Source organism: Candidatus Planktophila versatilis (genome assembly GCF_002288105.1).
Lineage (GTDB): Bacteria > Actinomycetota > Actinomycetes > Nanopelagicales > Nanopelagicaceae > Planktophila > Planktophila versatilis.
The window spans coordinates 686154-699141 of record NZ_CP016774.1 but is presented as its reverse complement, the minus strand read 5'-3'; the positions used below and the strand labels follow the sequence as shown (position 1 = coordinate 699141).

At 49.0% G+C, this 12988-nt stretch carries 9 protein-coding genes; 8 read left to right on the top strand and 1 reads right to left on the bottom strand.

The genetic code is table 11. The features are described from left to right. From secD to A1sIA79_RS03520, 3 genes are read left to right on the top strand one after another with little or no spacing between them, the layout of a single operon-like run. Positions 1–1533: a protein translocase subunit SecD gene (gene secD, locus A1sIA79_RS03530; protein WP_095674850.1), complete on the top strand. Its 1533-nt coding sequence runs from the start codon at positions 1–3 to the stop codon at positions 1531–1533. A 4-nt stretch (positions 1534–1537) separates the two neighbouring features. Further along, positions 1538–2587, top strand: coding sequence for a protein translocase subunit SecF (secF, locus tag A1sIA79_RS03525; RefSeq protein WP_095674849.1), 1050 nt, complete (start codon positions 1538–1540; stop codon positions 2585–2587). Positions 2588–2598: 11 nt separating this feature from the next. Continuing rightward, the gene (locus tag A1sIA79_RS03520) at positions 2599–4758 is read left to right on the top strand and encodes a RelA/SpoT family protein (RefSeq protein WP_095674848.1); all 2160 of its coding nucleotides are present in this window, start codon (positions 2599–2601) and stop codon (positions 4756–4758) included. A 10-nt stretch (positions 4759–4768) separates the two neighbouring features. Here A1sIA79_RS03520 and A1sIA79_RS03515 read toward each other — a convergent pair whose 3' ends face one another. Then, positions 4769–6085, bottom strand: a complete 1317-nt coding sequence (locus A1sIA79_RS03515; protein WP_095674847.1) for a DUF349 domain-containing protein — start codon at positions 6083–6085, stop codon at positions 4769–4771. Positions 6086–6202: 117 nt separating this feature from the next. Between A1sIA79_RS03515 and A1sIA79_RS03510 the strand changes: the two genes are divergently transcribed. From A1sIA79_RS03510 to alaS, 5 genes are read left to right on the top strand one after another with little or no spacing between them, the layout of a single operon-like run. Beyond that, complete coding sequence (locus A1sIA79_RS03510) at positions 6203–6859, top strand: MBL fold metallo-hydrolase (protein WP_095674846.1); 657 nt, start codon at positions 6203–6205, stop codon at positions 6857–6859. Beyond that, positions 6856–8124, top strand: coding sequence for a histidine--tRNA ligase (gene hisS / locus A1sIA79_RS03505; RefSeq protein WP_095674845.1), 1269 nt, complete (start codon positions 6856–6858; stop codon positions 8122–8124). The genes A1sIA79_RS03510 and hisS overlap by 4 nt, the downstream gene beginning before the upstream one ends. Before the next feature lie 29 nt (positions 8125–8153). Continuing rightward, on the top strand, positions 8154–9893 hold the full coding sequence (gene aspS / locus A1sIA79_RS03500; protein WP_095674844.1) for an aspartate--tRNA ligase: 1740 nt from the start codon (positions 8154–8156) through the stop codon (positions 9891–9893). 18 nt (positions 9894–9911) lie between these two features. Continuing rightward, the gene (locus tag A1sIA79_RS03495; protein WP_095674843.1) at positions 9912–10274 is read left to right on the top strand and encodes a DUF948 domain-containing protein; all 363 of its coding nucleotides are present in this window, start codon (positions 9912–9914) and stop codon (positions 10272–10274) included. Between the two features lie 38 nt (positions 10275–10312). Beyond that, positions 10313–12988 carry an alanine--tRNA ligase gene (alaS, locus tag A1sIA79_RS03490; RefSeq protein ID WP_095674842.1) on the top strand — a complete coding sequence of 892 codons (2676 nt, stop codon included), beginning with the start codon at positions 10313–10315 and terminating at the stop codon, positions 12986–12988.

Here is a 12988-nt window from a genome sequence, read left to right as displayed (position 1 = left end):
ATGTCCACACCTACTAAAACTGTGAAGACCTCAGGTCGGCCTGCTCGAGCCTTAGCGCTGCTGGCAATCATTCTGCTCGGACTCGTAGGAACAGCCCTGATTCAGGGCGCATCCTCGGTCAAGCTAGGCCTTGATCTGCGCGGTGGCACAAGTGTCACGCTGCAACCTCGCGCTTCGAATGATTCAAATAAAATTACATCGGCGGCAATTGATCAGGCAGTCACGATTATCCGCCAACGTGTGAACTCACTTGGTGTCGCAGAGTCTGAAGTAACAGCACAGGGAAGCGGAACTAACCGCCAGATCGTTATCTCCGTTCCTGGAGATTCTGGTCGTCGTGTTGTTGATTTGGTTGGACAAACTGCAGAGCTTCGTTTTAGACAAGTTCTTGCAGAATCATCCGGCTTAGCGGGAAGTGGATTGGACACTGCCACTCCCACAGCAGGAGTCACACCGGAACTAAATGCAAAGTTTGCCGCACTTGATTGTTCCAAGTTGGAAAATCAACAGGGAACTGGTGCAGATTCCCCTGCTGAAACAATTGTTGCGTGTTCAAGAACAGGGGCAAGTAAGTACATTCTTGCTCCAGCTGAAGTGCTAGGACAACAGGTTTCTAAGGCATCGGCAGGCATTGATCAGCAAGGGTCAGCTGGATGGTTTGTATCACTTTCCTTTAACGGCGAAGGAACTTCAGCATTCGGTGCTCTCACAGGTCGCGTTACATCACTTGCCTCACCTTTAAATCAGGTTGCAATCGTGCTTGACGGATTAGTTGTTTCAGCTCCATCGATCAATGAAGCGATTCCTTCGGGTAACGCGCAGATCACCGGGTCATTTACCCAAACAGAGGCAGAAGATCTTGCCAACGTTCTTAAATATGGTGCGCTACCGCTGGCCTTTGATCGCGGTGAAGTTCAACAAGTTTCTCCAACGCTCGGTTCTGATCAGTTAGATGCTGGTCTGTTAGCTGGAGCACTGGGTCTGATTCTTGTGGTCATATTCTCAGTTCTGTATTACCGAGCACTTGGGTTAGTAACTGTTGGCTCACTCGCCGTTGCATCAGCGCTCGTCTATTTACTCTTCTTGGTTCTGGGTGAGGCAATCGGATTCACATTAACTCTGGCAGGTATCGCTGGCGCCATTGTTGCCATTGGAATTACCGCCGACTCATTTATCGTCTTCTTCGAACGTGTTCGTGATGAAGCGAGAGAAGGAAGATCTCTGAGATCTGCAGTCGATATGGGTTGGCTGCGAGCACGTCACACAATCATCGTGGCTGACATGGTCTCAATTCTTGCCGCAGTCCTCCTCTATTTCTTTGCCGTCGGTGGTGTGCGTGGTTTCGCATTTACATTGGGGCTCACCACGCTCGTTGACTTAATTGTGGTCTTCATCTTCACCAAGCCGCTTGTCACACTCATTGCGCGTATCAACTTCTTTGCCTCCGGTCATCCGCTCTCGGGCTTCTCGCCTAAGAGCGTCGGGCTCAAGGGTGCGAGAGCAAATACTTCAACTACTACTGTGGAGGCATAAGACAATGGCTAAAATTTCAGGTCTTGGTGGCCGCCTCTATTCGGGTGAAACATCATTTAATATCATTGGCAACCGCAAGCGTTGGTACTCGATTTCAGCGCTCTTTCTTCTCATCTCTATCGCTGCTCTTACCATTCAAGGTTTGCATTTAGGTCTTGAGTTCAAAGGTGGAGCTTCTTACACAGTGAGCAAGCCGGGAATCACACTTGAACAAGGTAGAGAAGCGGCTTCGAAATTTGATATTCCGGGCGAGGCAATTGTTCAAAAGATAGGTAACGACAAGATTCGTATTCAAACCGGAGCGCTCACTCCGGCAGAAGCGACAGCTGCCGAGAATGTTCTGACCTCCACTTTTGATGTTCAAGCTGAGTCAATCGACACGCAGATTGTTGGACCTTCGTGGGGTAAGGAAATTACCAAGAAAGCTATCTATGGATTGATCGCATTCTTATTGGCGGTCATGCTCTTTCTCGCAATGGCATTTGAACCCAAGATGGCACTTGCAGCGATTGTTGCAGTGGTGCACGATGTGCTCATTACCGTTGGTATTTATGCGGTTGTTGGTTTTGATGTCACCCCAGCAACGGTGATCGGATTCCTTACAATTCTTGGCTATTCGCTCTATGACACTGTCGTGGTCTTCGATAAGGTGAGAGAGAATACGAAATCTGTCACAGCCAACAGTAAGCAGACATATTCACAGGCTGCCAACTTGGCTGTCAATCAGACCCTCGTGCGCTCCGCGAACACATCCATCATCGCACTCCTACCTGTTGGTTCAATTCTTTTCGTAGGCGCTGGATTATTGGGCGCTGGCACACTGAAGGATCTCTCACTTGCACTATTCATTGGTTTAGCAGTGGGTACGTATTCATCTGTATTTATCGCTCCACCATTCCTAGCCTCCCTTCGTGAGAAGGAACCTGCGATGCAGGCACTTGCTAAGAGAGTTGCAGCGCGAAGCGGAGCACCGGTGCCTACAGAGAGCAAGCCAACAGATTCAACAGTTGCGCGTGGTCCACGTAATCAACCTAAGCGCAAAGGTCGCAAATAACCTTTTTGCATATGGATACAGAAACCTTAATCGCACCTCTTATAGGTGCGCTTAAGGAGCATCACCCTCAAAGTGATGGCGCAGAAATCACTCGGGCCTTCAAGATTGCCCGCACGGCACATGAAGGACAGCTAAGAAAATCTGGCGAGGATTACATCACTCATCCAGTAGCTGTCTCACTTATCTTGGCTGAATTAGGTTTGAACGAAATCACGATTGTGGCGTCACTGCTGCATGACACTGTTGAAGATACTCCATATTCACTCCAACAACTTCGTACTGACTTTGGCGATGAAATTGCTAACTTGGTCGATGGCGTTACCAAGCTCGACAAATTAGCTTATGGTCCAACCGCAGAGGCAGAGACCGTTCGCAAAATGGTCATTGCGATGTCGCGTGACATTCGCGTACTAGTTATCAAATTAGCCGATCGCCTTCATAACGCCCGCACCTGGGGTTTTGTCTCGGCCGAATCAGCACAACGCAAGGCGCAGGAAACTCTTGATATCTATGCCCCATTAGCCCACAGACTCGGAATGAATGCCATCAAGTGGGAGCTAGAGGATCTCTCCTTTGCAGTTCTTGAACCGAAGAAATTTGAAGAGATTTCAAGGCTGGTGGCAGAGAGATCGCCATCACGTGATGCACTGACATCTGAAGTTGTTGACGCTGTTGAGAAGGACTTGCAGCGAGACTTGATCACAGCAACGGTTACCGGACGTAATAAACATTTCTTTAGTGTTTATCAGAAGATGGTTGTCAGAGGTCGTGAGTTCAATGAAATCTATGATTTGGTGGGAATTAGAGTCCTGGTAAACGATGTGAAAGATTGTTATGCGGTATTGGGCTCGATTCATGCTCGCTGGAGTCCGGTTCCGGGAAGATTTAAAGATTACATAGCGATGCCTAAATTCAATCTTTATCAATCACTTCATACCACCGTCATTGGGCCAAACGGTAAAGCGATCGAAATTCAGATTCGCACCTATGAGATGCACTCTCGAGCTGAGTTTGGTATCGCAGCACACTGGAAATACAAGCAAAGCGGTGAGCCAGAGACTAATACCCCAGAGATGATGTGGCTGCGTCAATTACACGAGTGGCAGAAGGAGACCGAAGATCCATCTGAATTTCTAGAGGCGTTGCGTTTTGATTTGGGAAGTCCAGAAGTATTTGTCTTTACTCCCAAAGGCTCAGTTGTTGCACTTCCGGGTGGCTCAACACCGGTTGACTTTGCCTTTTCAGTTCACACTGATGTGGGTTTGCGCTGTGCGGGAGCTAAGGTTAATGGGCGCCTAGTTCCACTTGAATCAAAGTTGGTCAATGGTGATGTGATTGAGATTGTTACCAATAAGGGTGAACATGCGGGGCCGAGTCGCGATTGGCTCAATTTTGTTAAGAGTCCACGTGCTCGTTCAAAGATTAAAGCTTGGTTTAGCAAGGAGCGGAGAGAGGAAGCTATTGATGCTGGGCGCGAATCTATTGCCCGCCAAATGCGCAAAGCAGGACTTCCGCTACAGAAGATTTTCGCTGGTCACGCGCTGCTGGAACTAGCTCACGATATGCATTATGCCGATATAGATGCGCTCTATAACGCAGTTGGTGATGGACATGTTTCAGCTGCTTCAATCGTTGAAAAGCTCACCGCTTCGATGTCAGGTGATGATTCTCATCCAGAAGTTACTATCGAGAATATTCCGACTGGTATGCAAGTTACCAAGCGGACATCGAGCGCCGTGGAGGTTGAAGGCGTTGATGACGTATTGGTAAAGCTCGCTCGTTGCTGCACGCCAGTTCCAGGGGATGCAATTATGGGCTTTATTACCAAGGGATCTGGCATCTCTGTACATCGAGAGGATTGCATCAACGCTACCGATCTTCGCGAGAATCAAGGCGAGCGAGTAGTGGGAGTGAAGTGGTTATTGGGTGCGGCAAGCTTATTCCTGGTAAACATTCAGGTTGAAGCTTTAGATCGTGCGCGCCTGTTAGCTGATGTCACCAGAACTCTGTCGGAGCAGCACGTAAATATTCTTAGCGCAGCAGTGAGCACATCTAAGGACCGCGTTGCAATCTCTCGCTTTACCTTTGAAATGGCTGATGCCAAGCATCTTGATTCTGTGCTGGCTGCGGTGCGAAATATTGAAGGCGTCTATGACGTCTATCGAACTTAACTAGTTTTGATTAGCTAAATTCAGCGAGATGCTTTTCAGCCTCTGCTAGCCACACCGTACGAGCTTCAGCTGATTCAAGTGCTTCTTTCGCCTTCTTCTCATTACCTGCTGCCTGTGATTTTGCGGCAACCTTGCGGTAGTTTTCAATAGATTCACTGAGCTGCTTCACTACTTCAGCAGCGCGTGCCTTTGCCGCAGGATCTGTCTTACGCCAAATCTCGGCCTCAGCCTCTTTAATCACTTCTTCGACCTTGGCTACCCGGGCATCGAAAGCGGCTCGCTTATCGCGATGGGTAATGCCGATCTTCTCCCAGGTGCGCATCAAGTCGCGGAATGAGTTCTTTGCTGCCTTGGCATCTGTAAATGGCACCAAAGCTTCGATTTGAACAATGAGTTCTTCGCGCTTAGCAAGATTTGCCGTCATCGAAACCTCGCGCTTTTCCAGATCCGCACTCTTTGCAGTGAAGAACTGATCTTGGGCCGCTTTAAATCGCGCCCACAACTTAGCTTCATCGCTCGGCTTTCCGCGACCAGCTGTTTTCCATGAATCCATCAGTGTCTTAAATCGACGAGCAGTTGCAACCCAATCGGTAGAGGTTGCAAGCTTTTCAGCCTCTGTGATGATCTCCATCTTTGCTGCGGAAACTACAGATGAGGTCGCCTCAAGTTGTGCAAAGTGAGTGCGACGACGCTTATCAAACTTATTGCGGCTGGCTGAGAAACGCTTCCAGAAATCTCCATCAGCCTTCTTATCTAGACGAGGCGCCGCTTTCCACTCATCGAGCAGAGTCTTCAGTCGATCTCCAGTAACTTTCCAGTTCTCTGACAGAGCAAGTGATTCCGCCTCAGCCACTATCTTCTCTTTCTCAACCAAAATCTGTTCCCGGCGAGCAGCCTTGACCGCACTCTCTGCCGCTTTCTTTGCTTCATATGCCTCGCGGTTTCCTTCAATGAGCGGTTCAATTTGTTCCACCGATAGGGCAAGGGAATCCAGATCTCCGACGCCATTGAGTTCGCGAACTTGCTGACGCAGCTTCTTCACAGATTCGTGTGCATCCTGCGGAACCATCGCGCCACTTGTGATGCGGGCTGCGGTGAGCGCAACTTCGGATGCGAGTGCTTCAAATTTTCTGACAAAGTAGGCAAGTGCTTCTTCCGCGCTCTTGCCTGGGTAGGAACCAACTGGCTTTTCGCCTTCAGAGGTGCGAACGAATACCGTTCCATCTTCTCCGACGCGACCGAATTGAGAAGGATCTCCAATGAGTGCAGATGCTGCACTAGGTGCTACTTGTGTGTGAGCTAGCGTTCCTGGATTGATATCGGTCATGATTTCCCCCTCAGCGCGTCGGCGGTTGCCTTCGTTGTTTAGTGCGATTGTGTAAGAGGAGAAGGCTACCCTGACCCCCGTACAACAGTAAATCCATGCGAGATTTCGGGGCCCACCATGCTTGTTCTGTCTTATCCAGCGCCTATGTTCGCCACCAACTGCTGGGTGATTTCTGCGGGTGTGGGCCAAGAGTGCATCATCATCGATCCTGGGATGCCTGATATTTCATCTGAAGTAACCATGCTGGTTGAAGAGTACAAATTGAAACCAGTGGCAGCGCTGCTTACCCATGGACATCTAGACCATACATTATCCATAGTTCCGCTTGCCGATGGATATTCGATTCCAACATATATACATAGCGAAGATCGTCGCTTCGTTTCTAATCCATCCGGGATACACGGGCCCGATCTGATGGCGCAACTAGGAGAGATGACATTTACGGAACCGAAAGATCTTCGAGAATTGAAGAACGGTGAAGTGATAAATCTTTTGGATCTCAAGCTCACCGCAATCCACGCTCCAGGTCATACTCGTGGTTCAACCATGTTCACCCTCAATGAGGAGATACTCATTAGCGGAGATGTTCTCTTTGCTGGCTCCATTGGGCGAACAGATTTACCGACAGGCAGTGCAGCGCAGATGAGAGAGACGCTCATCAAGAAGGTTTTACCGCTGAACGATGATTTGCGCGTGCTACCAGGACATGGCCCTGAGACCACAATCAAATTCGAGAGAAAAAGCAACCCTTATCTGAAAGAATTGACCTCATGAAATACGAGAAGATTCAAGGACCTAAAGGTGTTCGTGAATACTTGCCGCCCGAATCTGCCGCCTTCGAATGGGTACGTGAGCAGTTAATCGCACCTGCCAAGGCAGCCGGTTATCAATTAATGGAACTTCCGGTATTTGAAGATACAAATCTTTTTACTCGCGGTGTTGGTGAATCAACCGATGTGGTTTCAAAAGAGATGTATACCTTTGAAGATCGTGGTGGACGATCAATTACCTTACGGCCGGAAGGAACAGCTGGTGTGATGCGTGCTGTGATTGAACAGAATTTAGATCGAGGTCAACTCCCCGTGAAGGTCTGGTACTCCGGGCAATTCTTTAGAGCAGAGCGGCCGCAAGCTGGACGCTATCGACAGTTCTACCAAGTGGGAATCGAAGCGATTGGCCTTGATGATCCAGCTATAGATGCCGAAGTCATTGCAATTGCAGATCGGGGTTTTAAGAACTTAGGGCTTCGAAACTATCGTTTGGAAATTACCTCGTTAGGAGATGCGCAATCACGCGCGGCTCATCGCATAGATTTGATGGCCTTTATCAAGAAACTTGATCTAGATGAGGCAACAGCTAAGCGCGCTGAGATCAACCCGCTCCGGCTCTTCGATGACAAGCGGCCAGAGATGCAAGCGGCGATGGTGAAGGCGCCGCTATTACTTGACTATCTCTCTGATTCTTCCCGCAAGAGCTTTGAATTAGTGCAAGGTTATCTGCGTGCGATGAAAATCGACTTTGTCATCAACCCGCGCATGGTTCGTGGATTGGATTACTACACGGGAACTACCTTTGAATTTGTTCATTCCGACCTAGGTGCGCAATCGGGCATCGGTGGTGGTGGTCGCTATGACGGCTTAATGGAGATTTTGGGTGGACAATCATTATCAGGAATTGGATTTGGACTTGGTGTGGATCGGGCACTGCTTGCAGCGATTGCTGAGAAATCACTACCAGCCGAAGATTTCACCTCGGATTTGTTCCTTATTCCATTAGGTGAGAGCGCGATGGAGATTGCCCTCACAACAGCACAAGAATTGCGTGCGGCTGGAATTCGAACTGAAATTGCCTTCGGAGATCGTGCGCTCAAAGGTGCTATGAAAGCTGCTGATAAATCTGGAGCCCGATATGTAGTGGTGCTGGGGGATTCCGAGATTTCAAGCGGGAACGTTGACCTTAAGCGCATGAGTGATGGAGTTCTAACTTCGGTTAAGATTACGCAATTGCGGGATCAGTTACGTCAGGCACTTTCGCTCTAACGCACTCATTTCTTAAAGGTGGCTTTCTAATGTTGAGAAATCATGATGCTGGCGCTCTACGGGCTACGCACGTCGGCCAGGTTGTGACTTTGGCTGGCTGGGTTGCTCGTCGGCGTGATCATGGCGGTGTTGCTTTTATTGATTTGCGTGATGGCACGGGTTCAGTGCAGGTAGTTATTAGGGATGAAAAACTCGCAGGTCAACTACGTGCTGAGTGGTGTCTGCAAATTACCGGGGAAGTTGCCTTGCGTCCTTCCGGAAATGAAAATGCAAATATTCCAACAGGTGCAATCGAAGTAATGGGCGATGACATCGTGGTTCTGAGCGAATCGGCCCCGCTTCCGTTCCCAGTTGATGCAGGAAGTGAAGTAGATATTTCTGAGGAAGTGCGTCTGCGTTATAGGTACCTAGATCTACGTCGTGAAGGACCGGCGGCGAATCTACGACTACGTTCCCGGGTGACCACAGCTATTCGCGGTGTGATGGAAGATCTTGATTTCTATGAGATTGAAACTCCCTATCTCACCCGATCAACTCCGGAAGGTGCACGCGATTTCCTCGTTCCGGTTCGCCTGCAGCCAGGCAGTTGGTATGCGCTGCCACAATCACCGCAGTTATTTAAGCAACTACTGATGGTCGCCGGCATGGAGCGCTACTACCAAATAGCCCGTTGTTTCCGTGATGAAGATTTCCGTGCAGATCGTCAACCTGAATTTACCCAGCTGGATATTGAGATGTCATTTATTGATCAAGCAGATATTTTGGCTATTGCGGAAAAGATCCTGGTGAAGGTGTGGAAGCAGGCCGTTAATTACGATATTCCCACCCCCATCCCGCACATGACTTATGCCGATGCCATGGACAAGTATGGTTCTGATAAACCAGATCTTCGTTTCGGACAGCAATTAGTTGAAGTCACTGAGTTCTTTAGTCAGACACCTTTTAGAGTATTTCAAGCTCCTTATGTTGGAGCGGTCATCATGCCAGGCGGCGCTGATTCACCTCGTCGTGAATTAGATGCGTGGCAAGACTGGGCAAAGGCACGTGGCGCTAAGGGCATTGCATACATTTTGGTGAATGCCGATGGCACCCTTGGTGGTCCCGTTTCAAAGAATATTTCTGAGTCAGAACAAGCGGGCATTGTGGCAGCTGTAGGAGCTAAGGCCGGAGATGCGATTTTCTTCGCAGCCGGAGATAAGTCATCCTCTCAACAACTATTGGGTGCAGCACGACTCGAAATTGGTAAGCGTTGTGATCTCATCAAGCAAGGCTCATGGGAGTTTGTCTGGGTAGTTGATGCTCCAATGTTTGAACCAACCGATGGTGGAGGCTGGACTGCAGTTCACCACCCATTTACCGGACCTAAGCCAGAGTTTGCTAAGAGTTTCAAAAGCGATCCGGCGTCAGCTTTGGCATATGCCTATGACATAGTGCTTAATGGAACTGAGCTAGGTGGCGGTTCGATTCGTATTCATGATCGAGAGATGCAAAAGGATGTGTTCTCGGTTATTGGACTCAGTGATGAGGAAGCGCAGAGCAAGTTTGGCTTTCTGTTAGAAGCTTTTAATTATGGACCACCTCCACATGGTGGAATTGCACTTGGTTTGGACCGAGTATGTGCATTGCTAACAAACTCAGATTCAATTCGTGAGGTCATCGCCTTTCCAAAGACAGCCAGCGGGGGAGACCCACTTACTGGTGCGCCGACTCCCATTACTGCTGCGCAACGTAAAGAGGCAGCAATCGATTGGACACCTCCGAAGGAGTAATTCCGGTAGGCTAGAGATATGGGTCCTGGTGGAATCGCAACAATAATTGCGGCCGCATCACTTTTCGTGATTGCCGTGGCAGTCGCCTATGCCGTTATCCGCGTGGGTAGATTCATTGACGAGGCCAAAGTCTCGCTCAAGGCTTTTACTGAGGACACAACACCGCTTTTAACTGAGTCGACTCGCACATTAGAGCTCATCAATAGTCCGCTGGCAAGCTTTGCCAAGATCACTAAGAATGTCGAAGAAGTCACCACCAAGGTAACTGATGCAACAACGGGCTTCATGGATAAGAACGGCCCGGCTGTCAAAGTTGCGGGCGCTCTTATTAGCGCTGCGCAGATGAGTAAGGGTCGTAAATCGAAGAAGAAATCTGACTAGTCAGAAATCTCAATAGTCAGAGTGGGTGAATGTAACTAGTGGAGTCCTCCGAGATACGTTCGCGTTGGCTACGATTCTTTGAATCAGAAAATCGTCAAGGCCTCACCCACACAGTTGTCCCTTCGGCATCTCTCATTGCGGATGATCCCAACCTGCTTTTGGTTAACGCGGGTATGGTGCCCTTTAAGCCGTTCTTCCTTGGCGAGGTAACACCTCCTTATAAGCGCGCTACGTCAGTCCAAAAATGTGTTCGTACGCTAGATATTGATGAAGTAGGAAAGACCACTCGTCACGCTTCCTTCTTTCAGATGTGTGGCAACTTCTCATTCGGTGATTACTTCAAAGAAGGTGCTATCGCACTCGCTTGGGAACTTCTCACACGACCAATTAACGATGCTGGTTATGGTTTTCCGGAAGATAAGTTGTGGGTAACTGTTTATTTAGATGATGACGAAGCTGCAGATATTTGGCACAAGAAGATTGGCGTTCCGCGTGAACGCATTCAACGTAGAGATATGGCAGATAATTTCTGGTCGATGGGTGTTCCAGGTCCATGCGGTCCCTGTTCTGAAATCTATTACGATCGCGGGCCCGCCTACGGTGTTGACGGTGGTCCTATCGCTGATGAAAATCGTTACCTTGAAATTTGGAATCTTGTCTTCATGCAAAATGAACGAGGCGCTGGCGGCGGTAAAGATGGATATCCAATCCTTGGCGAACTACCAGCAAAAAGTATTGATACTGGTTTAGGTTTAGAGCGAACAGCTGCACTTTTACAAGGTGTTGAAAATATCTATGAGATTGATACCACGATGAAGATTCTTACCCGAGCATCTGAGTTATCGGGAGTTAAATACGGTTCATCTCAAAAATCAGATGTGGCGCTACGCGTTGTGGCAGACCATGCCCGCACATCGGCAATGCTTATTGGCGATGGGGTTACACCAGGGAATGAAGGACGCGGCTATGTTCTGCGCCGGATGATGCGCCGAACAATTCGTAATATGCGCTTACTCGGTGTGAACGACCCCATCATGTCTGAACTCACCGTTGCAGCAATTGGGGCAATGGGCGCCCAGTATCCAGAGCTTATTTCAGATCAGAAGCGAATTCTTTCGGTCTCAGAATCTGAAGAAGAGTCATTTTTACAAACGCTCAAAAGTGGCACACAGATCTTTGATTTAGCATCAACCCAGCTCAAGGCGAGCAAGAAGAAGGTTCTTCCTGGGGATGAAGTTTTCAAACTCCACGATACCTATGGATTTCCATTTGATCTCACCTTAGAAATGGCCCGCGAGGAAGGCCTTGAAGTTGATGAAGATGGCTTCCGCAGACTGATGAATGAGCAGCGCGATCGAGCAAAAGCTGATGCGAAGGCGAAGAAGAGCGGGCATACAGATGTCTCTGAGTATAAAAAGATTGCAGATGTATCAGGTGCGACGAAGTTTATTGGCTACACCCACACCAGCACAGAATCAAAGATCACTGGCCTGCTGGTAGATGGCGTCAGTGTGGCATCAGCTCATGCAGGCCAGGAGATTGAAGTCATTCTTGATCGTACGCCGTTTTATGCAGAGGGTGGAGGCCAGTTAGCTGATGGTGGAGTGATCACTCTTTCAACGGGTGCAATTATTGAAATTGATGATGTGCAAACTCCGGTCAATGGGCTTTCAGTACATAGAGGCCGAATTCTTTCGGGGGAGGCGAGCGTAAATTCTCCTGCTCAGGCTGTGATTGACGTTGAACGCCGTAACGCGATCTCGCGAGCTCACACAGCAACTCACATGGTGCATAAGGCTTTCCGTGAATTACTAGGTGAAACTGCAACGCAAGCTGGTTCTGAAAATTCACCGGGTCGATTCCGCTTTGATTTTCCCTCAACTGGGGCTGTTCCAACATCTGTCTTAAACGATGTTGAGTCCCGAGTTAACACCCTGTTATTGGATAACTTGGCTGTCACTGCAGAAGTGATGTCGCAGGAAGCTGCGAAGAAGAGTGGTGCGATGGCCCTCTTTGGTGAGAAGTATGGTGATGAAGTTCGCGTTGTCAGCATCGGTGACTGGGCGCGAGAGCTTTGCGGTGGAACACATGTGGAGCGTTCTGGCCAATTAGGTGTGGTTAAACTCTTAAGTGAATCTTCCATTGGCGCAGGTGTGCGCCGAGTTGAAGCTCTGGTTGGCATCGATGCCTATAAGTTCCTGGCTCGTGAACATGTTTTGTTGAACTCTTTGACTGAGCTCATGAAGGGCTCGCGAGCTGATGAGTTACCTGAACGAATCTCTGAGCTACTCGGGAAGATGAAAGAGATTGAGAAAGAATTGGCAGTCGTCCGATCTGCGCAAGCTCTGGGTCAGGTTGATTCATTGCTCAAGGGGGCAAAGGTAATTGGTGGAACAACTGTTATCACCGCTCTTTTGCCTGACTCCATCGTGGCAGATGATTTAAGAAAGATGGCCCTTGATTTACGTAATCGCACTGCGCAGTCGGCAGTTGCACTAATCAGCTCTGTGGATTCAAAACCAGTGTTAATTGTTGCGGTAAGTGAGAAGGCGCGCGAGCAGGGTCTAAAAGCCGGTGCTCTGGTAAAGATTGGCTCTACTATTTTGGGTGGTGGCGGCGGCGGCAAAGACGACGTTGCCCAAGGCGGCGGAGTTGACGCATCAAAATCAGCAATGGCCCTTGCTGCAATCGAAGAATCAATCGCTGGAAATTAA